The organism is Maricurvus nonylphenolicus (assembly GCF_042854845.1).
GTDB classification, from domain to species: domain Bacteria; phylum Pseudomonadota; class Gammaproteobacteria; order Pseudomonadales; family Cellvibrionaceae; genus Maricurvus; species Maricurvus nonylphenolicus.
The window spans coordinates 264,166-287,301 of sequence record NZ_AP031498.1 but is presented as its reverse complement, the minus strand read 5'-3'; the positions used below and the strand labels follow the sequence as shown (position 1 = coordinate 287,301).

Here is a 23,136-nt window from a genome sequence, read left to right as displayed (position 1 = left end):
TGAGGTACCCCCTCACAAAGCTCATCAAACGCCCCACCGCTTGACCCAAATCAATAACCGTATCCGCCCGAGGTTTACACTGTATCCAACACAGTGAGGAAAACCTTTACAGGAGATCGTTATGACTGAAGCTGTCAATATTGCTGGAATCCTTCTTATGGGTAGCATGGCTGCCATTGTGGTTGGAGCGACACTGGCTGGCGTTCTTTTGTATTGGATCGACGGCAATACCGATCACGGTGATGCCCACTAATCGTTACTGCTGTTTCTCCTTCAACTCAAGTTTCCTGTTGTGACCTACCCCCATTGGTTGTAACAAGAATAGACAACAGTTCGCTGTTGTTTCTACCTTTGGCTATCACTCAGGGACTGCTTGCGGTCCCTTTTTTTTATCTGTTTCAATATTCATGATGCGTCGCGACAATTATGTCGTATAGTAATGTCTTGCATAGTTGTAGGAAGCCATCATGAAACAATCTGGACGTTTAGCCATCTCCCTGGCATTAGGTATTTCACTGGGAGCTGTATCAGTCACCCTGTTTAATCAAAGTTATCATATTGAAGCCGGAGAGATTCGTTACCACCCTGCGCTGCGCTTTGCCGATGGCGCCACCTATTCAGGCCCTGTAAATGAAGACGGCGTCGCTGCAGGTGAAGGCCATATGCAGTGGCCTAATGGCGATGAATATCAGGGCGAGTTTGCCAATGGTTTGTTTCATGGCAAAGGCGAATTTATCAGCCACACTGGCTATCGCTACACCGGTGATTACCAACAGGGCTCAGGTAATGGCAAAGGCAGCATCACCTACTCCGATGGCATTCAATACAGCGGCCAGATTAAGAATAACCAACCCCATGGCCAAGGCCTGATTATTTTCAGCGAAGGTAATCTATACGAAGGCCAATTCGAGCGAAGCAAAATCCAGGGCCAAGGCAAGTGGACGGTAACAGACGACTACACCTACACCGGAGGCTTTCACGATGACCGCTTCCACGGTCAGGGTGATATAGTTTACGCCAACGGCAATCGCTACACCGGTGAATTTATTGAAGGTGAATTTCACGGCCAAGGCACCTATATCGAAAACTCCGGCGAACGTTATAGCGGTACATTTCAACAGGGCAATTTTTCAGGCCAAGGCAGTTACAGCAATAGCGAAGGTCGCGCCTATGTGGGTGAATTTAAAGATTGGGTTGCCAACGGCAAAGGCGTTGATGTCGATGAAGATGGCAACCAATATCAGGGCCAGTTTGAAAACGGCGTACTGGTCGGCCAGGGCGTTTTTATCGGTAGCAATAGCAGCCGTTATGAAGGCGAATTTAACTACGGTCGCTTTGATGGCCAGGGTAAACTGATCGCCAGCAATGGCGATATATACGAGGGTGAGTTTCGCTACGGCAGCAAACACGGCAAGGGAATCTACACCGCCAACCATGATGATGCCAAACCCATTCACGGCGAATGGAAAAACAACGAACTCATCAGCAGCGACTCTGGCACAGCTATTTTTGGCCGCGAGGAAATCACCGAGTTTGCCCTTTACAACCAGCTGCCGCTGTTAGAACAGCGACTTAATACTATTCAGCCAGGCAACCGTGAGCAAATCGAACTGTTCACCCTGGCCCTGGGCTCGTTTGGTAGCGAGGAAGTATTTCGCAGCGAAATCAATTTCATCGAAACTTACTTCAACCAAACGCTAAGCAACCCCGAACAATCCGTTTATCTCAGCAATAGTCGTCGCTCATTGGATGACCGCCCACTGGCCACCCTTACCAGCCTGGAGAAAAGCCTAAGTACGTTAGGGCAAAAGATGAACCGTGAGCAGGATATTTTATTTCTCTATATCACCAGCCACGGCTCCCAGAATAAAACCATATCATTCCAGCAACCGGGGCTATCTCTGCAAGACCTCAGCTCCCAAAAACTGCGCGAGTTGCTCGACCAAAGCCAGATCAAATGGAAAGTGGTGGTTTTATCGGCCTGTTACTCCGGTGGTTTTATTGAAGACTTAAAAGATGATCACACTATGGTGATAACCGCAGCGGCAAGTGATAAAACGTCGTTTGGCTGTGATGACAATAATAAATTCACCTATTTTGGTGAAGCCTTCTTTAAAGAGGCCCTGCCCAACACCAACAGCTTTAGCGACGCTTTTTTGCAGGCAAGCGCACTGATACAGCAATGGGAAACCGAGGAAGGTAAAGAGAACTCCAACCCGCAGATGTATTCGTCAGATAAAATTATCGAGCACTTAGAGCGCTGGCGCGATCAACGCTCAGCCAGGACTGAAACGAGCACAGAGCAAACTCTCAGTCAGAGACACTGATGCGATTGCGCCCTGCGCCTTTGGCCTCATACAAGCCTTTGTCGGCATCAGCCACCAGCGCTGCCCAAGGGCTTGCTACACCGGCAGCCACGCCACCGCTGACGGTTAGAAAGCCAAATGGAGAGCGCTCATGGGGAATGGCCGCCTTCTCCAATGACTGCCGCACCCTCTCAATACATAGTTGCGCGGCGCTTAAGTCGGTTTCCGGCATAACAATCAATATTTCTTCACCGCCATAACGAAATACGCGATCAGAATCCCGCACCGTTGCTTTGACAATATCGGCAACCTGGCGCAATACCTCATCACCGGACTGGTGTCCGTAGTGATCGTTGTACTTTTTAAAGTAATCGATATCCACTAGTGACACGGCGTAGCTTTTTTTATGTCGCTTGGCATCAGCTTCGGTAAAGGCCAAATCCACTTCCATCGCCCGACGATTACCAACACCCATTAATGGATCTTCCAGCGACAGGTGCTTAAGTTCTTCCAGATTGGTTTCCAGGCGGGCTTGCTCGGCAAGAATATCGGCGTAGGTATTCACCATATTGGTTTGGGTAACCAAACCGATTAGCTGATTATCGTCATCCACTACTGGCAGATGGCGCACCCTACGGGTACGAGAAAGCGCCAAGGCATCGGCCAAGGTCATGGACTCACTCACACAGATAGGGCGTGGAGTCATAATGCCCGCAACCACCATATCCTTGTCCAGCGACTGACTAAAGGCTTGGCTTAATAGATGGGCAAGATCACGCTCGGTCACAATGCCGACAGGTTTGTTAGCCTCAACAACCACCAGACACGAATGGCGTTGCTGCGTCATAAGTGCAACAGCATCTGCCAGCCGTTCATCGGCATCGACTCCTGTCACGGATTGACTCATTACATCTTTGACTAACATGGGAACAGCGGCTCTTATCATTATGCTTTTAGCTATATCGCCACTTTACGTGAATAACGTGCAGATTTCGAGTCGTACGTCAAAAAAACGACTCACATACGACGAGGAAAAACCCAAAAATACTCGCCGCACTCGCCGCCCTCACGCCGCGCACAGTCAGTGACATAGTCCATTTCCCGCTGCATGGCTTCTGCGCTCCACCCCAAACAGGACTTCATCTTCAGGGAGTGAGGGTCAAAATCCATAGCGTAGTTTTCTGGAGCCCGCACCATCAGTGCAGAAGGCAATACCACGCAGTGATAAACCCGCAAGGCACAGGGCAAACTTCTGGCCCGTTCAAAAGTTTTGCGAAAACTCTCTGGCGTATCGCCGGGTAAACCCAGAATAATCTCGATGGCTACCGACGAGACTTTACGCAACTCATCGAGAGTTTTTTCAAAACGGTTTTCATCGTAGGCCCGCTCCACATGAGAAAGCACATCATTATCAAAGGACTGCAGCCCGATACCTACCAGCGGCATACCCACCATGGATAAAAATTCCAGGTGCTCGTCGCGCACCTTGGCGGGATAGACTTCAGAAATTAAATAGCGATTTTCAAAAAATCGGGTTTCGGCGGCAGCATCCATTAAATTACGAAAGCCGTGGGGATTCAGGTTTAAGCCAGCATCCACCAATAAAGTGCCACCAACGCCATTGCGATCCATAGCTGCAAATTCTTCACTTAAATCGTCAACTCGCCTGACCCGCTTGGGAGACTCCAGTGTACCCCACTCACAAAATGAACAGGTAAATGGGCAGCCGCGATAGGTTTGCAATACACCAATGCCACCCGGTGGTACCAGGTCCATTTTATAGGGTGATGGCAAATCACTAAGGTCCGCCAGCGGACGTTCAGGCGTTTCAATCCAGCCGGCCAAACCCGGTAAAGCCAAGCCCTTAATATCCTGCAAACTGCTCGCACGGCGATCTTCGCTGGCGACAATTTCCACAAAGGCGGTTTCACCTTCGTTGATCACCAGCACATCCACCCAGCGGGAAGCCTGTTGATAAGGTTCGAGCTTAAACATGGAAGGTCGCGCCGAAGGCCCACCAAAAACAATTAAGCGTCGCGGGTCATGTTGCTTGAAAATTTGGGCGGCCTGAACGAATAAATCAAACGACCACATAAAGGCGGAAAAACCAACCACATCGGGATCGAAGTCGAGCACTTCATCAACCATCGGTTGCAGACGTGCAACATCCAAATCCCACACTTTGACTTCCAGACCATCGAGCTCTGATGCACGCAGAGAAGCCTCGACCATTCGCATACCGTGGTTGGAAATAAATTGTGGCGGCATGGCGGCATCGCGCAGCGGGTAACAGGCGAGAATCGCTACCCGCCGTCCACGACGAGGACGCTCAGAGGTTTCCTTTACCGCTTGCGGTTCGACTAATACTGGGGAGGAAAGAACCACCAAAACTCTCCCGCTGTTCCGCCAGCTTGCTGGGCCTGCTCGGTGTTATAGGCGCGCATGCGAGCAAAGTCAGCTTCACTCCACCCAAGACAGGATGTCATAGCCATATTGTGCGGATTAAAGCGAATATTCCACTCGGGTTTGGAACGGTTTAGCAAGGCATCGGGCAATACCAAGCAATGATAGGCGCGCACACCGACCGGTAATGAGCGTGCAAATTCCAGCGTACGCTGAAAACCTTCCGGCGTATCACCGGGCAACCCCATAATAATTTGGATTTCACAGTAGGAAACTTCCGCCAAACGTCTTACGGACTCTTCAAAACGTTCCTGCTTGAAAGGACGATCCTGATCTTTCAATACTGCCGGATCAATCGATTGTAAACCGATGCCCAGGTAACCAACATTCACTTCGCGCAAAAACTGTAAATGTTCATCACGTACATTGGTGGGATATATCTCAGCCCACAGACCTTTGGCGCGCGCGAGGAATCCGACTTCACGCTCGGCGGCCTGCAAATTTTTAAAGGCTTTGGCATTGAGGTTTAAACCGGCATCAACCAAAAATACCGACGAGGCATCCCACTCCTTGTAAGCCTGCATTTCTTTAATCAGGTACTCGGTAGAAAATACCGTGGTTGCACTGTCGGTTGCGCCCCACTCACAAAAACGGCAACTCATGGGGCAGCCGCGAAAGGTTTCCAGGTAGGCCACAGTATTACGCGGCATCAACCCCAGCTGGTATGGCGAGGCGATATTATCCAAACAGGCAATCGGTACCTGCGGCCCGGTTGAATACCAGCCACTAATAGCCGGCACATCTAACCCCGGCACACTCTCTAATTGTTGTTTACTGGCTTCTGGCAATCGGGCTATACGGGTAAAGGTTTCTTCACCTTCGGAACTCACCAGTGCATCCAACACATGATGGGGTGCAGGATAGATAGGCAGATCAAAGACTTCCTTTCGCGCCGACGGGCCACCAAACACAATTAAAATATCGGGCCGACGTAATTTAATTCGACGCGCCACTTCTATCATGCAGGGTGTCGACCAGACATACATGGAAATGCCGATTAATTGCGGTTCGCAGGCGAGAATGGTTTCAACATAACCTTCAACGTCATCCCGCATCAGGTCAATCATATGCAGCTGGCAATCGGCCAGTGCAGGATCAGCCACCACCGCAGCTTGAATACGCTTAATGCCGTAACTGGGCAACTCCATTGCACCCAGCTCATTGCCGTCGGTGATAGGTGTCAAACACACCAACGCAATGGAGGAAATAGCGTTCGACATAGGCTTTAGAGTCCCATGGCTTGTTTAACGATGGTATTTTTTAACAGCGGCAAACTGTTTACCTGACGTAAACCTTCGTTACGCACCCAGCGCACACCGATATTGTCAGCACCGAATAAACGTTTAAAACCTTCCATCGCCGCCATCATCGACAGGTTGCCGCTTTTGCGCTGACGTTGGTAACGACGCAGAATGGATTCATCAGACAGGGGCAGGTTACGTTCGCAGGCGCGCTGAATTTCCTGCTGTAACGCCAGCACATCAAGGAAGCCTAAATTCACGCCCTGACCGGCTAAAGGATGAATGGTATGGCAGGCATCACCCACCAGCGCAATACCGGGTTTAATATAATCAATGGCATGACGCTGTCGTAATGGGAAACTAAAACGCTTATCGGCGTGTACGACTTTGCCGAGCTTATGCTCAAAGGCATCACTGAGGCGCAGACAAAATGTGTCGTCATCCAGCGCCATTAACGCTTCGGCTAATTCCGGCAATACAGACCACACAATCGAACACTGGTGAGCATCACCCTCAGCGGTAACCAGCGGCAAAAACGCCAGCGGACCTGAGGTTAAAAAACGTTGCCAGGCCGTGAATTGGTGTGGCTGCTCGCTGCGCACCGTGGTGACCACGGCGTGATGGCCGTAATCCCATTCGCGAGTATGCATATTGGCCAACTCACGCACTTTGGAATTAGCGCCATCACAGGCCAAGAGTAACGGCGCCGATACAACCTCGCCGGATTCCAAAATCACCTGCGATAATTGCGCTTGGTCATCACGGTGCAAAGTCTCCACTCGCCCGTGAATCAACTGAACATTGGCTCGCTGATACAATTGTTGGGTAATAGCCCGAACCGCCACGCTATTTTCAACAATGTGGCCCAGGCTTGGCTGCTGCACTTCACGGCAATCAAAATGAATATTGCCCGTGCCATCAGCATCCCACACATGCATATCGGTATAGGGGCAGGTGCGCTCGGCTTCGATCATGTCCCAAGCGCCAATACTGGCCAGCAGTTGCTTCGAGGCATGGGTTAAGGCAACCACACGCGGATCAAACTGCTCAGCGTTAAATGGTTTGGGGTCCGGCCCGGCTTCAATCACCCCCACGGCAAGCGATTGATCAATTTGGGCAAGCGCGCAGGCCAAAGCGCCACCGACCAGGCCGGCGCCGACAATTAGGATATCGAATTCTGCTCTTGATTCAGTCATTTCCGTCGCGTCGTTCATGCCCAAAGCCTTATTGTAAATTTACTCGACGGCCAGCCTGACCCATGGACTGCATGCTTAGCCACTGTTTGCTGACAGGCAAGGCTTCCAAACCGATAAAACCTAATGCTCGCAATGCGGCCTGGGGTAATTGATCGGTAGAAAATAATTTGGTCAGCGTATCGCTGCCACGAATGGTGGCCAACTGATCATTTTCCTGGGTTTGTTGATAACGCAGCAGGCTGTCCAAATTGCCCAGCGGCAAGTCTTGATCAAACGCAGCAGCTAACTCAGCCACCAGGGCCGCACAGTCACGCAGGGCCAAATTAAAACCCTGACCGGCAACCGGATGTAAAAAGTGAGCGGCATTGCCCATCACGGCTATAGAGGAACGAACCTGTTCTTTAGCGACTAACAACTCTAGCGGGTAACTGTCGCGCTTGCCCACCTTGGTAAAGTTACCGAGCCGGAAACCAAAACGCTGTTGCAGCTCAGCCAGAAACCCCGCTTCATCCAGCGCCAAAATACGCTCAGCCTGATCTTGTGGTTGCGTCCACACCAGAGCACTTTCACAACCCTGCTCACTTTCGCCAAGTGGCAGTAGCGCCATTGGCCCCTGATCGGTAAAGCGCTCATAGGCGATACCGTTATGGGGCTGATCAAAAGCAACGTTGGCAATAATCGCCGTCTGCTGATAATTATGTACCTCAACATCGATACCCAACTGCTTGCGCAAGGGTGATTGAGCGCCGTCGGCAATCACTGCCAGCTCACAATCCAGGGTAAAGTTTTCATCCTCGTTTTCGATAAGCAGAGCCGCACCAGTTTGTTTGGGTTGCAGGCGTTTTACCTGCGCCGGCGCAATAATGTCGATATTGCTCTGCTGCTGAATATGGTTAAGCAGCACATTACCAATCCAGGCATTGGGGATCACATAACCCAGGGCTTTTTCGCCGAGGTCATTTTTATCGATTACGGTACCGCCGATATGACCTTTATCGGAAACATGCACTTGATTGATGGCTGTTGCGTGTTGCTTGAGTTGCTGCCAAACACCCGCCTGCTCAAACAACTGCACGCTACCAGCAGCGATAGCCGTGGAACGGGCATCGAAGCTGGGCTGATATATCGGCTCAGCATCGGTATCTTTGGCCGGAAACGGGAAGGCTTCAATTAAGGTGACTTTCCACGTCGTACGCGCACAGGCCAATAAGGTGGCCAGGGCTGCGCCAACCATGCCGCCGCCGATAATGGCGATTTGTGTGTTTGTTATATTTGCCACGAATTATTCGTCTTACTTATTTCCAAACCCAATGGATACCCGCTATACCAAGTATGACGTTAGCTCGCCATTAAGGCTTCAATATCCTCAACAGTTTTCGGCACCGAGGCGGTCAATACATCGCAACCGTCTTTGGTGATCAACACATCATCTTCAATGCGAATACCAATGCCGCGCCATTTCTTGTCGACCTTCTCATTATCCGGCGCTACATAAATACCTGGTTCAACGGTCATCACCATACCTGGCTCCAGTACACGCCATTCACCACCGACCTTGTAATCACCTACATCATGCACATCCATACCCAGCCAGTGGCCAATGCGATGCATGTAGAAATCTTTGTAGGCTTCGGATTCGATCAGCTCGTCTATATCACCTTCCATTAGGCCCAACTCAACCAAACCTTCAGTGATCACTTGTACCGACGCTTCGTGAGGATCATTCCAGTGGTTACCCGGTTTGATGGCATCAATTGCCGCGTACTGGGATTTCAGGGTCAGGTTATAGAGGGCTTTTTGTTCTTCGCTGAATTTACCACCCACTGGGAAAGTGCGGGTAATGTCGGCAGCGTAGTATTCGAACTCGCAACCAGCATCGATCAGAACCAGATCGCCTTTTTTCAGTTTTTGGTTATTTTCGATGTAGTGCAAAATGCAGCCATTCTCCCCGCCACCAACAATGGTGTTATAGGCGGCGTGGCGCGCACCACTCATACCAAATTCATGCAAAATTTCACTTTCCAGGTGATATTCGTAAAGCCCGGGTTTGCAGAGTTTCATCGCTCGCACATGGGCGCGGGCAGAAATTTCTCCGGCCTCGGCCATGATGCGTTGCTCGGCGGCGCTTTTGAATAAACGCATATCGTGGAGAAAGTGGTCCAGATCGAGGAACTCACCCGGCGGCGTTGCTCCGGAGCGCACCTTGGCACGGATGGTATTTACCCAGGTCATCACTTGGTGATCAAAGTCGGCATCCTTACCCATGGCGTAGTAAACCCGCTCACGGCCTTCAATCAGGCCCGGCAGGATATCGTCGATATCATCGATGGGAAACGCATCGTCGGCGCCGTATTGCTCAATAGCACCTTCGGGCCCAGCGCGGTAGCCATCCCAAATTTCCCGCTCACGATCACGCTCGCGACAGAAAACCACAAACTCACCATGTTCACGACCGGGGATAAGTACAAGCACCGACTCGGGTTCGGCAAAGCCGGACAGGTAAAACAGATCACTGTCCTGGCGATAGTGGAATTCGGTATCGCGAGAACGGGAGCGTTCGGGGGCCGAAGGAAGTATGGCAATACTATCGGGTTCCATTAGTTCCATCAGCGCCTTACGGCGACGGGCAAATTCCTGTTTGGTGATCGATAGTTTGCTCATGGGCTTCTCTGTATTCGCGCTCTCGTTTTAAGTATTGTCTGCCTTAATGCAACGTATCGTTGCCTTCATCTTCTTCGCGACCAATACGGTCAAATTCAATTTGGCCAAAATCGGCATACAGGGTCAAAGTCGCCATACGCACATATTCGGCGATTTCGATAAAGTCGCCTTCGGCATCATCTTCATCGTCGTCTTCATCCCCTAAACCAGCCTGCACAATAGCCGCCAAGTCTCTAAGGGCATCGGCCGCATCGGCGGAGAACTGAGCATCACCATCGATACCAGCACTGCCAAAACCGCTGAGGAAGCCGTGACACCACTGACCCAGAGCCTGCACACGCTGGTCCAGATCAGTCTCATCATCCGGTAGCAGCAGCTGCAGGCCAAACTCCTCATCGTTGAATTGGGACAAGGTGGTGGTATACAGATGGGCAACCGCTTCGCGGGCCTCAGCACCAGCGCCACCGACCACATCGAGGAATTCCCAGGCCTGATCCAGCCAATCGGCCTCTTCCATACGCGCGCCCCCACAGAGTTTGCCACAGAGCCAGCCATGTAACTCAGAAGGGCTGTTGAGGCTGCCCATGGGTAACATCAGGTCAGCGAGGTCATCAAAGGGGATAAGGGCTTCTACTTCAGTCATATACGCTCAATCACAGATCTTGGGACCAAAAAACAAGCCGCCATCCTACCATGATTCCCCCTGGAAGGCTGCCGCCAGAGCCCCCAGAGGCACGGATCAGAGGACACTTTTTGTAAGGACTGGCGCAAGATAGGTCACATATTCTAGAATTTACATTAAGAATGATTGACCCCCCGTATACAGCGCAATATAGTAGCTGCAAAAGTAACCATTTAGACTAACCATTCGCTATGACTGATAACCTGTTAACGGCCCTGGAAGCCAAGCTCGACCAGCTCATCCAGCTTGTGGAGCGCCAGCAAAAGGAAAATCAGCAATTGCGAGAGAAGGAAGGCGAGTGGGCCCGTGAACGCGCCCGCCTTATTGAAAAGAATGAGCTGGCCCGTACCAGGGTGGAAGCCATGATTACCCGGTTAAAAAGTCTGGAACAAGAGGGCTAGGAGCGAAGGGCTCCAAGGATATACCCCATGAGCACACAAATCGGCACAGTCAGCGTCAGCATACTCGACAAAGAGTACCAGGTCGCCTGCCCGCCCGAAGAGCGCGATGCCCTGATTTCAGCGGCCCGCGAGCTCGATATCCGCATGCGTGATATTCGCCAGTCCGGAACGGTAATTGGCTTGGAGCGCATCGCCGTAATGGCTGCCCTCAACCTCAGCCATGAACTGCTACAAGCCAAGGGACAGCCCGCTGAACCACAAGTGGATGGCGATCAACTGCAGCGCCTGTGCGACAAACTCGATAAAGCTCTGAACAATATTGACTAAGCTTCAGGCCACCTGAAGCTTTGCCCCACCCTATTTACCAGTAATCTCAGGCTTATAAAATTTCCCTATTTTTACCGCTGACATAGCTTGAATCCCAGGCAAGTTCAAGATTTTTTCGCCCTCCGATCTACGCTATACTCGACCCAACCCTGAAGTGTTGGCCAGTCGACAAGTCCTCGAGCCGATAATGTTTACCCCGGGGGTTTCACGCTTGCATTGATGTGCATGTCCGCACGACGGAAAGCCTAATATGTAACTGAGATCACCCACCTTGAACCCCACGGTTCAAGGCCAAGTTGACAGCGGCACTCTTGGGGCCTCTTATTCTTATTCATCTAGCAGCCTGACATGGAAAATCGTCAAAGCCTACGCCTAGAATTACGGCAACGTCGCCGGGCGCTTTCTCCGCAACTACAGCAATTAGCCGCTGAACATTTGTGCAAACAACTGTCGCGCCAACCTATTTTTTTGCGCAGTAAACGTATCGCCCTTTATCTGCCCAATGATGGCGAAATTGATCCCACCCCACTGCTGCACGAAGCGCTACGACGTGGCAAGGCCTGTTACCTTCCGGTACTCAAACCCGGTGCCGAAAACCGCCTGTGGTTTGTGCGTTTTGATGAGCATACGCAACTGGAACCGAACCGCTTTGGCATTCCCGAGCCCAAAGCCGATCCGCGCAAGCGTATTCGCGCAGAGGATTTAGACATGGTGCTAATGCCGTTAGTCGGCTTTGATGCGAACGGCAATCGCATGGGCATGGGCGGCGGCTTTTATGATCGGACCTTTGCCTTCAAGCACCAGACCCAAAATCATCGCCCTTATTTACTGGGGCTGGCTCACAGCTGCCAACAGGTCGACAAACTGGATACTGAGCACTGGGATATCCCGTTACACAGTATCGCCACCGAATCGCAGATTTTAGTGGCCAGCCGGTCACACTGGCATCGGGATTTTATACTGGGCTAATCGGCCCTTATTTATCAGACCAAACCGCAAATTCATTGCCGCTGGGCTCGGAGAAATGAAACCGGCGCCCACCGGGAAAGTCGTAGGTTTCCTGCACAATATAACCGCCCGCCGCTTCAATCCTGGCTTCGGTCGCCGCCAGATCTTCACTGTACAAGACAATCAGCGCGCTGCCCTGCAGGCTGCTGGCAAATAATTCCGCCTGATAAAAACCGCCTTCAAGCCCCGCATTACTGAAGGCAATATAGTCATCACCGTAATGTTCAAACGTCCAACCAAAGGCTTGTTTGAAAAAGGCCTCTGTGGCGGCCAAATCCTTTGCGGCAAACTCCACATAATTGATTTTTTCCTGTCCTGACATCGACTTATCTCCAGAGAGTAATTGAGAGGCGCTGTAACCTATGTATAATAAATTTCAGTTAGTTTGCACTTAGGCGCAAAGCCATGGAATGTCGGGCCTTATCGTACACTATGCAAGCCCGCACAGTATTATGTGGAACAAGAACAAAGAAGCAGCACCATGAATGTTATTGAGTTTATCCGCGAGAAACGTGAAAACCTGCAAATCAACAATGCAGAGTTTATCGCCAAATGGGAACCTAAGTTTCGCAATATTTCGGATATCATTAACAGCAAATTAGCCAATACTTTGAACAACCCGTGGATTTCGCGCTTCAGTTTCTTTGAAGATGACGAACAACCCAAGGGCAGTTTCCCCGAACAAACCCCGGAAGCCAAGCAGGCTTACGACAGGTTAAAAACCCAACTGGGCGAAGAAACCTTTGTTGGCGAATGGCATACCATCGATCAGGATTGCATCAACCAGTTTGCTGCTGTGACGGGTGATAATCAATGGATCCATACCGACCCGGAGCGGGCCAAACAAGAATCGCCCTTCAAGAGCACGGTTGCACACGGGTTCCTGACCCTGTCGCTGATCCCTGCATTGACCAATACCGTTGACCCCGACAACAACCCCTACCCCGACGCTCGCATGGCCGTTAATTATGGGTTAAATAAGGTGCGCTTCCCGTTCCCGGTTAAAGCAGGCACCCGCGTGCGCGCCCACAGTCGACTGATTGGTCTAACCCCCATGAAGCGCAGCATCGAAGTGGTCAGCGAAATGACCATCGAGATTGAAAACAGCAAGCGCCTGGCCTGTGTGGCGGAAACCGTTATTCGCCTGTACTACTAAATCTCGTACAACTAGGCCTCAGCCCCTCTGCATCCCCTCTAAATGACTGGCAAGTCCTGCGCTTTTTTGTCATGGTTAGACCATACACTTAGGCGTTTCGTACTCAAACTACAAAGAGGATAACCCCATGGGACTGCTTGACGGCCTGCTAGGCAACGCATCGGAAATAGACAAGGAAAAGGTCGAAGAGGATTTCGCCCCGATTATGGCCGATGGCGAGCACTTTGAGCTGGCGTTAAAAGTCATTCGTGACATGTACTTGTTCACCAATAAGCGCCTGTTGCTGGTAGACAAACAAGGCGTGACCGGTAAGAGAACCGAATACCATTCCATTCCGTATAAATCTATAGCCCACTATGCGGTGATTACCTCAGGCCATTTTGACCTGGACGGCGAACTGCAGATCTGGACCGCCAATAGCGCCGAACCAATCACCAAGGAAATCAAAGGTGGTGAGACCTTGGTCAATCTGCAAAAAGCGCTGGCAACCTACGTAGGCTAAGCCAAAGCAAGCAACACAGGAAAACGGGATTGTTATGACCACCACAGACATACCTCTAATTGGCATCAGCAGCTGCCTACTCGGCGAGCGGGTGCGTTTTGATGGTGGTCATAAGCTCAACGCCTATATCGAAAAAACTCTGGGCAGCTACTTCTCCTTTCGTCCCTTTTGCCCGGAGATGGCTATTGGCCTGGGTGTGCCCAGACCGACCATTAAACTGGTTGCCACCGATGCAGGCGTGCGCTGCGTGGATTCGAAAACCGGCGAACAGGACTTTACCGACCAACTACAAGACAGCGCCAATCAGCAACGCGATTGGCACAGTCAGTTGTGCGGTTATATTTTTAAGAAGGATTCCCCCAGCTGCGGCATGGAACGGGTCAAAGTTTCCATCAGCCCAACCAATCCACACAACAAGCGTAATGGCCAAGGCATTTATGCAGCCACCTTTATGCAGAACTTTCCTTTAATACCCACCGAGGAAGAAGGCCGTTTAGGCGATCCGGGTTTGCGTGAGAATTTTATTCAGCGAGTGTATGTTTATTATCGCTGGCGACAGTTAGAGAGTGAAGGTATTACACAAGACAAACTCTTCCGCTTTCACAGCCAACACAAACTGATTTTAATGAGCCACAACCAAAACAGTGTCAGAGAATTGGGACGCCTGTTGGCTGACGGCCATCAAACACCGATTGAAGAGCTGGCAGAGAACTATATTCAACAACTTATGGCGGCATTAAAAAAACCGGCCAATCGTGGCAATCACGTCAATACATTGCAACATGTTCGCGGCTATCTAAAACGTGATCTCGATGGCGATGATAAACAGGAACTGTCAGAAACGATCGAGCAATACCGGCTCGGTCATATACCATTGATTGTGCCTATCACCCTGTTGCGCCACCACTTCCGCAATCAGCCGGACCCGTTTATAGAACAGTCCCTGTATATGCATCCGTATCCGGCGGAAATGCGTTTACTCAACCAGATTTAAACCCGGATAACCAGTAATATCCCGAATGGCCCTGTAGATGGGGCTCAATCTGACATACATTTTCTGATAGACATCGTGGAAAAGTTTGTCATATACCTTACAACTCTGGGCCTGTGGCGTGAACACATCGCCACTACGAACCATGACATCAATCGCTTGTTGATAATTCGCATAGAAACCGATACCGACAGCCGCATTAATCGCCGCACCCAAGCCGGAAGTTTCAAAGGTGTGTAAACGCTCTGCCTCAATACCAAAAACGTCGGCGGTAATCTGCATTACCTGATCGCTTTGCGAGCCGCCACCGGACACTCGCAAGGTTTTTATCTTGACGCCGCTGCGTTTCTCTACACGCTCCTTACCGGCACGCAATGCGTAAGTAAGCCCTTCAATAATGGCCCGATAAATATGCGCGCGGGTATGCACATCGCCAAAACCAATAATCGCACCTTTGGCTTCTGGCCCAGGCTCTTTAATACCCGGCGACCAATAGGGCTGCAAGGTTAAACCCATGGAGCCCGGCGGCACTTCTTTTAATAATTCATCAAATAAAGCTTCAGGTGCTACGCCCAGCTTTTTCGCCATTTCCTGCTCGCGCAAACCAAACTCACGCTTAAACCAGCTAACCATCCAGTAGCCGCGCTGAATCATAATTTCAGCGTTGTAGGTATTGGGTACGGCCGCCGGATATGGCGGAATGGGCGGAGCAACTTCCCTATAGCGATCAGAGCTGATATTGAAGGTGGCCGTCGTACCATAACTGAGGCAACCGATATCGGGTGACAGACTGCCGGAACCCAACACTTCGCAGGCTTTATCTGAACCAGAAGCAATCAGCGGCAAGCCTTCGGGGATACCGGTTTCACGGCTGGCCTGAGCAGATATGGCACCCATGGATTTTCCCGGTGCAATCAGCTTGGGCAACATGCCAGGAGAAATACCCAGCGCTTTCCAACGCCAGTCTTTAACGCCTGCCCATTGTTGCTTTTTGTAATCAAAAGGCAAGTAACCCACTTGGCTGGCAATAGAATCGACATAGTCGCCGGTCAGTCGGTAAGCGTGATAGCCCGATAACATTAAAAACTTATCGGTTTTGCGCCAAATCTCAGGTTGACGCCGGGCAATCCAATTTGACTTCGCCTGTGAACGGAAATGTTGCACCGTGCGGCGATGACCCACCGCAGAAAACAGTAAATTCCAGGCCCCCATATCCGGCAGATCCTGCTCAACGCGTTGATCCAACCAGATGATAGCTGGGCGCAGGGGCTGCCCTTCTTTATCAAGATTGACCACCGTACTGCGCTGACAACAAATACTTGCCGCGGCTATTTCAGATTTGGCGATAGGTAATTCAGCCCACAGGCCATGGCAGGCCTTGCACAACATCTCCCAGTAATATTGCGGATCCTGCTCGGCCCATCCCGGCTGAGCAGATACGTAGGGTTCGATAACAACCTGGCTTTTTGCCAGCAAGTTACCCTCGGTATCGAACAGTAAAGCTCTTATGCTCTGGGTGCCATTGTCGATAGATAACAGGTATTTTTTTTCGGCCATATGCATTACCCCCCTTAACTTTTTACGGGCAATGAGTAATGTTTTTTCCATATGCTACGGTATCTATCCAGTTCAGATTGCCAGCGTTCGCCGTCCCAGCCCAGTTCATCCTTAAACAGCGCTTTAAGCTGATCAAAAATCTGTACGCCGCCTTCTTTGAGCAGTAATCCCAAACGGGTTCTTCGTAACAGCAAATCATCGAGGTGCACAACCAGCTCGTTTCTTAACGACCATCGGCATTCCGCCAGGCAATAGGTGGAGTCACCGATCAAGCCATGCTCATCAACTTGGGCATCGCTTAACACTGCATGGGATTTATCGCCAAAGCGGCCCAGCAAACGCTTTGCACGTGCAGCATCAATCGCAAAGTATTTTTCCGGATCAGTTTTTACCGGGCTAAACACCCTATCGTCAGCAAAGTCAGTCAGTTTTTTCCCCAGCAATGGCTCTGCGGCTTTAAGCACATCCTGTGCAATCAAACGAAATGTCGTCAGTTTGCCACCGCTGACAGTGATCAAACCATCATCGGACCAAACAGCATGATCGCGTCTTTCCTTGGAGGGTTTACGTGAACGTGACTTGGCAGCCTTATCTGAAGAAATAACCGGGCGAACACCGGCATAAGTCGCCAGCACATCCTTAACGGTAATAGCTGCTGAGGGGAAGTGTGCATTAACAAGCTCAAGCAGGTAATCCAGTTCCTGGTACGTAATACTGGCTTCCATGTCCATATTGGCAGAGTGATCCAGATCGGTCGTGCCAACAACCGTCGCTCCCTCCCAGGGGAAAATAAATACGGGCCGGCCATCCTGTGGATGCATAACAGTGGCAACGGCAGATACGGGCAATCGATGGTGAGGCACAACAAGATGACTACCACGCAAAGGACGCACGCGTTTTTCCGTATTTACTTCATTGCGCAAACGATCCGCCCAGGCACCGGTGGCGTTAATGACGACAGAGCCATTGACGCGAACTTCTTTGCCCGATTCCATATCCCGCAACTGCACACCGACAACACGCCCGTTTTCTTTAAGAAGCTTTTTGGCTTTGACATAATTTAACACCGCCAGCTGATCGGCCGCACTGCTATTTTTGCTCTCCTGTATCACTCTCAACACCAATCTGGCATCTTCAGTTACAGCATCGGTGTAATAGCACCCCCCAGTCAAACCCGTGTCGTTAATGCCAGGAAATATCGACTTAATCGTATTTTTATTGCAGTAACGGTTGTCTTTAACACCGGCAATAAAATCGTAGAGTTTAAGGACGGCGGACATGGCAAAACGTCCAGGGAATTGGCCCTTTTGCAGCAGCATGTAGTAACCCATACGATCAACCAGGCCCGGGGCCTGATTCAGCAATCGCTCACGTTCCTGCAGTGAGTGTCGGGTTAATTTAAAATCACCCTGGGCAAGATAACGCAATCCACCGTGAACCATTTTGGAGGAGCGGCTTGAGGTTCCCCAGGCGAAATCTTTCTGTTCCACCAACAGGGCTTTTAAGCCCTGCCTTGCCGCCTCACGCAGAATCCCGGCGCCAGTAATGCCACCACCCACAATGATCACATCCCAGTGACGATTATTATCGCAGGATAAGCTATCCCAGATTTTGCTTCTTGATTCACCCACAGCCGAGAGCTCCAACCCAATGACAACTTAAAGTAACTTTCCAGGATTCATCAGACCTTTCGGGTCAAACAGATCGCACAGAGATTGAATCGCCGCCATGCCCAACTCGCCTTTTTCCGCCGGCAGATATTGCTTATGATCGGTACCCACACCGTGCTGATGACTGATGGTGCCTTTGCATTCAACAATCGCTTCTGCACCCGCCGACTTTAACTTCTGCCAACGCTTATGGGTTTCCTCGTAGTTATCCGCACAGCGGAAAAGATAGGTTGAATAGAGACTGCAACCTTGGCCGTAAACATGTGATAAATGGGTATACACATGAATGGACTCACCTTCATCATTTAATGCTGAGCCTATTGCCGTTTCAATTTTTTCCATGGAGGCATTGACATCACACCAGTTGATCGCCGTTTCCATAGTGTCCACAGCGTAGCCCGCCTGCCATAATGGCTCACGCAGGTAAGGCCCTTTAAAGCGGCCGTGGGCCCAGATTTCACCCAAGTGGGTACCGGTATCGACACCGCCAAACTCTTCGCAGATTTCCATGGCTAAGGTCAGCGCAGGCACACATTGATTCTCTGACCCGGTAATGCCCACCGTCAGCATGGTTTTACCTTCGCCAACGTCTTTAGAACCCAGGTACTCTTCCAACAACGCAACTTCTTCCTGGTTGTCTGCCATTCTCAACATGGATTCTGTTTCAACCGCGTTGCTCAACCGCAGCATGGAAAGTTGTACCCGACTTTGCGCCATGGTGCGCACGGCATTAACGCCAGCCTCCCAGCTGGGCAGGAACACTACGTGAAAAATTTCTTTTTCCGCCACGGGCGTAACCCTGACTTTTACCTCGGTAAGAATACCCAAACGCCCCTCTGAGCCTAGCGCCATTTCGCGCACATCGGGGCCTGCAGAAGAAGCCGGAATCGCTGGGATATCCAGAGTGCCGTTTAAGGCCTCCATGCGACCACCGGCAAACAGTTGCTCAATACGGCCGTACCGCAAAGACTGCTGGCCACTGGAACGACTGGCAATCCAGCCACCAATCGTGGCAAATTCCCAGGACTGCGGAAAATGTCCTAGCGTGTAGCCGTGCTCTTTCAGCTGCGCTTCCAATTGTGGGCCAGCAGCTCCGGCACCAAAGGTGGCTATTTGGCTCTCTTTGTCCAGGTGCAACAACGCGTTCATACGCGTCATGGCAATGGTTAATACCGGGCGATCGCCCTCGGCAGGATTGATATGACCAACAACCGAGGTGCCGCCGCCATAGGGGATAACGGTAATATCGTTATCACGGGCAAAATCCAGTAGCTGACGAACTTCCTCGGTGTTTTCTGGCAGCGCTACACCATCGGGAAACACACCAAATTCACCACTGCGTACCGCCAGGTGATCCGGCAGGCTCTGTCCCCGTGCGTGTCGCACACGTATTTCTGCACCCGTATCGATTAACGGATGCTGGGGTAAACGGGACGCAGGAACCTTAGCCATCACACCTTCAAGCGTGGAATCTGGCAATGCAGACGCTTTACCCAGTAATTGTTCCAGCATGGTCATGGCAGCGGGTCCCAGCTTTGCATCTAGCGCCTGATTTTCACTGCCCCAGGTATTCCAACGTTTCATATGATGTCACCTTCTATTGATGAGTTACCCTATTCAAGAATAACCTTCATCATACGCCTGCTAATCGAGGTATCACTGTCCGATAAAGCCAGCGCACTCACGAATTCAGACAGCAGAATGTCATTAGGAGATGGGTAAGAAAAATAACGCAGAGCCCAGTAACAGGCCCTGCGCTTAAGAGAAGGAGGGAGGACAGACGGGGACGTCTAAAAGGTCATTTCGGCGACAGGGCTTTCTTTCCAGCCATAGCGAACCGCCTTACTTTCCACCTTGTCCCCTGCATCCAATATCAGGGACTCGGTGTATAAACGCCAGGGACCATCATTGATTCTATAACCGATAGACGCCCCCTCTGAACGCGAAGAGATCGCCAAATGGTTATCGTGCAATTCAAATACCGGAGCGCTGGTACGAGGCTGCTTGCCCTCTGGCCAGAATCTTTGCGCCATCCGGGCTTCGCTCTCATCGCTTAAATCAATAATACGCTGCTGATGATGGCTGTAGGCCTGTCGCAGCCTGGCTAATGTATCGGCATACTGCGGATCATCGACCAGGTTATTTAACTCGTGCGGATCGACCTGTGTATCGAACAACATCTCTTCCGGGCGGTCTTTAAACCACTGCTGCTGATGTTCGTTTAAAGCACCCTCTTCAAGCAATCGCCAGAGCTCTTGCATTGAGTCCAGGTTATCCCGGTACGGTAAATGAAAACCACCGGCCTGTTGGTTATAACTACGAATATACTTAAAGCGTTTATCCCTTACGGCCCGCTGTCGATCGGGACGATTGCCGATACGATCACGGGATGCAAATACGTATTGTCTTTGTTCCTCAGGAGAAACGTTTTTATTAAACGCCTTACCTTGCAGATAGGACGGCAATGCTGCGCCAGCCAAAGATAAAATCGTGGGCGCAAAGTCCACGCCACTGATCAGCCTGTCACTGGCCCCACCAATCTCAATATCAGCTGGCTTCCATTTTTCCGGCCAGCGAATAATCATGGGAACATGAAGCCCAGAGTCATACAGCTCGCGCTTTGCCCGCGGTAAACCATCACCATGATCCGTAGACCAAATAACAATGGTATCTTGCGCCAGCCCGCTTTTATCCAAGGCTTCCAGCAGTTGACCAATCTGCCGGTCAACGGTAATCAAATTATTGTACTGGCGAGCAATATCTTTACGTACCAACGGTGTATCAGGATAGTAGGGAGGAACCGTAACATCCTCGGGCTTGACCCGCTCCTCAGTATCCCAGTGGATCATAGTTTGTTTTATTGAAGTGTAGATTTCTCCCAAACTGGTAGGAAACCTATCTTTATAAAACAAACCACTTTCATGGGTACCGATATAATTTACATAACCAAAAAACGGTTTATTTTTTGGCAGTGAAGTAAAATCAACCTCACCGCTGCTGTCATCATCCCAAATCGTAAAAGGACCAGAGCCGGATCGCACATTACTGAACTGATAGTCCAGTTTGTTTCGATTAAAGGTATAGTAGCCAGCAGCCCGCAGCAACTCGGGAAAGGCTTTTACGTCTGTTTGCGGAACAGCGTAGTACTTTGCTGGCCCTTCGGTATAAGCACGCATATGTTGGCCACCAAAGCTCTCCGCGTGCATACCTGTAATGATCGCCGCCCTACTGGGTGCGCACACACCGGAGGCGGTAAAAGTATTGGTATAGCGTACACCCTGGCTTGCCAGTTTATCCAAATTTGGAGTCACCGCGACTTTATCACCAAAGGCGCCAATACGCGGGCTCAGATCTTCTGCCATCAGCAGCAGAATATTTGGCCTTTCTGCTGCACACACATTGGCAGCAAACAACAGGCACAATAGATATATCACGTATTTCATATTATTTTCTGACTCGTTTCCATGCCCAACGCAGCCCCAGCCAGATAACCGCGACGGCAATTAAACCTACCAATAGCAACTTGCCAATAATGGTCAGCAAAAGTTTGATATAAGGGCCTCTATCGATATTCTTGCCCGTAACTTTGGCATCAGGAAGCTCACCGAGAGAACTTTTAAAGGTATCGATTGCAGCGAGCATCTGCTCGACGATTTCTGATTCTTTGCCAGCAAGATTGATCTGTTCCGCCGGGTCATCCTTAAGATTAAATAACAGCAGTTCGTGCCCCTTGGCAAAGCCTGGATGAAAATAGGATAACCAGCCACCCATGCCCTGATACGGCAGTTTTAATTTCCAATCACCACTGCGGTAAGCGCGTAACTCGCCGTTCATATAATAAAACAGTTCCTGGTCCGCCCGATCACCTTCACCGGTTAACAGGCCCAGAATATCCTTACCATCAATCACCCTATCTTTAGGTAATTCGGCATTGCCCATACGGGCAAACGTCGGTAGCCAGTCCATCATGGTTGCCATACCATCAGGCACGGTACCTGGGGCAATCGTCGCGGGCCAATAAGCTACTGTTGGCACCCGCATACCACCTTCGAATGTGTATTGCTTACCAGCGCGAAGACCACCAGCGGAGCCTCCCCGTGAGCCCATCAAGCGCCAGGGGCCGTTGTCACTGCTAAAAACGACCAATGTATTCTCGGCAATGCCGAGTTTTTCCAAATGCTGCAAAACTTGTCCAACACTCCAGTCCAACTCTTCAACCACATCGCCGTACAAACCGCCTTTCGATTTACCTTCGAATTCCGGTGATGCGTAAAGCGGAACATGGGGCATATTGTGCGCGAGATATAAAAAGAACGGACCGGCCTGGTGCTTATCAATAAACTTGATCGCCTCTTCGGTATAGGTCTTGGTCATATAGCGCTGGTCAATATCTTCGAAATGCGCCTGTTGATTGCGAAAATAATAGAGGCCGCCCATATCATTGCTGTAGGGCACGCCAAAGAATTCATCAAAACCCTGATTCCAGGGCATATACTTTTCATGGTGGCCAAGGTGCCACTTGCCAACGATGCCCGTTGCATAACCTGCGTCTTTAAGCATTTCGGCAATGGTGACTTCCTGCGGATCTAACCCCTGATAACTCTCCGGATGAAAGACGCCATGAATGCCATCGCGAATAGGATAGCGACCGGTTAACAGGGCCGCACGGGATGGCGTGCAGACAGGCGAGGCGGAATAAAACTGATCGAATCGTGCACCCTCGGCAGCCATGCGATCGATATTCGGCGTCCGGATCACTGTAGAACCATAGCTACCGATATCGCCGTATCCCAAATCATCGGCAAAAATAAACACAATATTGGGTTGCTGTGCAAAAGTCGCAACAGGGAGCAATGCCGAAAGTAGCAAGAGAGATCGAAATAAACGCTTGAGAGACATACAGGCGGAATCCAACATAAACGTTACAACAAAAAAGGCATACAGTGAAACAGACTATTCACTGTATGCCAGTACT

At 50.6% G+C, this 23,136-nt stretch carries 21 protein-coding genes and 1 other RNA gene; 9 read left to right on the top strand and 13 right to left on the bottom strand.

Features of this window, described 5'->3' with window-relative positions; all coding sequences use genetic code 11:
- Positions 1–121 precede the first annotated feature (121 nt).
- Entirely contained in the window at positions 122–253 is a 132-nt protein-coding gene (locus tag ACGHZ6_RS01300; RefSeq protein WP_390616970.1) for a hypothetical protein, read from the top strand.
- 214 nt (positions 254–467) lie between these two features.
- Positions 468–2,327, top strand: coding sequence for a C13 family peptidase (locus tag ACGHZ6_RS01295; protein ID WP_390616969.1), 1,860 nt, complete (start codon positions 468–470; stop codon positions 2,325–2,327).
- Here ACGHZ6_RS01295 and ACGHZ6_RS01290 read toward each other — a convergent pair.
- From ACGHZ6_RS01290 to ACGHZ6_RS01260, 7 genes are all read right to left on the bottom strand, one after another.
- Complete coding sequence (locus tag ACGHZ6_RS01290) at positions 2,311–3,231, bottom strand: diguanylate cyclase (protein WP_390616967.1); 921 nt, start codon at positions 3,229–3,231, stop codon at positions 2,311–2,313. The two genes, ACGHZ6_RS01295 and ACGHZ6_RS01290, sit on opposite strands and share 17 nt — an antisense overlap.
- A 92-nt stretch (positions 3,232–3,323) precedes the next feature.
- A complete protein-coding gene (locus ACGHZ6_RS01285) occupies positions 3,324–4,691 on the bottom strand; it encodes a B12-binding domain-containing radical SAM protein (RefSeq protein WP_390616966.1) in 1,368 nt (455 codons plus the stop codon).
- Entirely contained in the window at positions 4,667–5,989 is a 1,323-nt protein-coding gene (locus ACGHZ6_RS01280; protein ID WP_390616965.1) for a B12-binding domain-containing radical SAM protein, read from the bottom strand. The genes ACGHZ6_RS01285 and ACGHZ6_RS01280 overlap by 25 nt, the downstream gene beginning before the upstream one ends.
- A 5-nt stretch (positions 5,990–5,994) precedes the next feature.
- The gene (locus tag ACGHZ6_RS01275) at positions 5,995–7,224 is read right to left on the bottom strand and encodes an FAD-dependent monooxygenase (protein ID WP_390616963.1); all 1,230 of its coding nucleotides are present in this window, start codon (positions 7,222–7,224) and stop codon (positions 5,995–5,997) included.
- Between the two features lie 10 nt (positions 7,225–7,234).
- On the bottom strand, positions 7,235–8,485 hold the full coding sequence (gene ubiH, locus ACGHZ6_RS01270) for a 2-octaprenyl-6-methoxyphenyl hydroxylase (RefSeq protein ID WP_390616962.1): 1,251 nt from the start codon (positions 8,483–8,485) through the stop codon (positions 7,235–7,237).
- 59 nt (positions 8,486–8,544) lie between these two features.
- Positions 8,545–9,867, bottom strand: a complete 1,323-nt coding sequence (pepP, locus tag ACGHZ6_RS01265) for a Xaa-Pro aminopeptidase (protein WP_390616960.1) — start codon at positions 9,865–9,867, stop codon at positions 8,545–8,547.
- Positions 9,868–9,910: 43 nt separating this feature from the next.
- Positions 9,911–10,510, bottom strand: coding sequence for a UPF0149 family protein (locus ACGHZ6_RS01260; RefSeq protein WP_390616959.1), 600 nt, complete (start codon positions 10,508–10,510; stop codon positions 9,911–9,913).
- 230 nt (positions 10,511–10,740) lie between these two features.
- Between ACGHZ6_RS01260 and ACGHZ6_RS01255 the strand changes: the two genes are divergently transcribed.
- From ACGHZ6_RS01255 to ACGHZ6_RS01240, 4 genes are all read left to right on the top strand, one after another.
- The gene (locus ACGHZ6_RS01255; RefSeq protein WP_390616958.1) at positions 10,741–10,950 is read left to right on the top strand and encodes a TIGR02449 family protein; all 210 of its coding nucleotides are present in this window, start codon (positions 10,741–10,743) and stop codon (positions 10,948–10,950) included.
- 27 nt (positions 10,951–10,977) lie between these two features.
- Positions 10,978–11,277 carry a cell division protein ZapA gene (locus tag ACGHZ6_RS01250; protein WP_390616957.1) on the top strand — a complete coding sequence of 100 codons (300 nt, stop codon included), beginning with the start codon at positions 10,978–10,980 and terminating at the stop codon, positions 11,275–11,277.
- A 143-nt stretch (positions 11,278–11,420) separates the two neighbouring features.
- Positions 11,421–11,599: non-coding RNA, 6S RNA (ssrS, locus tag ACGHZ6_RS01245), on the top strand.
- Between the two features lie 26 nt (positions 11,600–11,625).
- Entirely contained in the window at positions 11,626–12,246 is a 621-nt protein-coding gene (locus ACGHZ6_RS01240; RefSeq protein ID WP_390616956.1) for a 5-formyltetrahydrofolate cyclo-ligase, read from the top strand.
- A gap of 7 nt (positions 12,247–12,253) precedes the next feature.
- On the opposite strand, the gene ACGHZ6_RS01235 is transcribed toward ACGHZ6_RS01240, so the two are convergent.
- Complete coding sequence (locus tag ACGHZ6_RS01235; RefSeq protein WP_390616955.1) at positions 12,254–12,607, bottom strand: VOC family protein; 354 nt, start codon at positions 12,605–12,607, stop codon at positions 12,254–12,256.
- A 159-nt stretch (positions 12,608–12,766) separates the two neighbouring features.
- Between ACGHZ6_RS01235 and ACGHZ6_RS01230 the strand changes: the two genes are divergently transcribed.
- The 3 genes from ACGHZ6_RS01230 (at position 12,767) to ACGHZ6_RS01220 (ending at position 14,937) form a co-directional block, all read left to right on the top strand.
- The gene (locus ACGHZ6_RS01230; RefSeq protein ID WP_390616954.1) at positions 12,767–13,441 is read left to right on the top strand and encodes a MaoC family dehydratase; all 675 of its coding nucleotides are present in this window, start codon (positions 12,767–12,769) and stop codon (positions 13,439–13,441) included.
- Between the two features lie 127 nt (positions 13,442–13,568).
- Positions 13,569–13,943 (top strand): PH domain-containing protein, encoded by a 375-nt coding sequence (locus ACGHZ6_RS01225; RefSeq protein ID WP_390616953.1) that lies wholly within the window; start codon positions 13,569–13,571, stop codon positions 13,941–13,943.
- Positions 13,944–13,977: 34 nt separating this feature from the next.
- Entirely contained in the window at positions 13,978–14,937 is a 960-nt protein-coding gene (locus ACGHZ6_RS01220; RefSeq protein ID WP_390616952.1) for a YbgA family protein, read from the top strand.
- Here the strand turns inward: ACGHZ6_RS01220 and ACGHZ6_RS01215 are convergent.
- From ACGHZ6_RS01215 to ACGHZ6_RS01195, 5 genes are all read right to left on the bottom strand, one after another.
- Positions 14,920–16,491, bottom strand: a complete 1,572-nt coding sequence (locus tag ACGHZ6_RS01215; protein WP_390616951.1) for an FGGY-family carbohydrate kinase — start codon at positions 16,489–16,491, stop codon at positions 14,920–14,922. The genes ACGHZ6_RS01220 and ACGHZ6_RS01215 overlap by 18 nt on opposite strands.
- Positions 16,492–16,505: 14 nt before the next feature.
- Complete coding sequence (locus tag ACGHZ6_RS01210) at positions 16,506–18,122, bottom strand: FAD-dependent oxidoreductase (protein ID WP_390616950.1); 1,617 nt, start codon at positions 18,120–18,122, stop codon at positions 16,506–16,508.
- 27 nt (positions 18,123–18,149) lie between these two features.
- Positions 18,150–19,745, bottom strand: coding sequence for an FAD-binding oxidoreductase (locus ACGHZ6_RS01205; protein ID WP_390616949.1), 1,596 nt, complete (start codon positions 19,743–19,745; stop codon positions 18,150–18,152).
- Between the two features lie 206 nt (positions 19,746–19,951).
- On the bottom strand, positions 19,952–21,604 hold the full coding sequence (locus ACGHZ6_RS01200) for a sulfatase (protein WP_390616948.1): 1,653 nt from the start codon (positions 21,602–21,604) through the stop codon (positions 19,952–19,954).
- A 1-nt stretch (position 21,605) separates the two neighbouring features.
- Positions 21,606–23,060, bottom strand: coding sequence for a sulfatase (locus tag ACGHZ6_RS01195; RefSeq protein ID WP_390616947.1), 1,455 nt, complete (start codon positions 23,058–23,060; stop codon positions 21,606–21,608).
- Positions 23,061–23,136 lie beyond the last annotated feature (76 nt).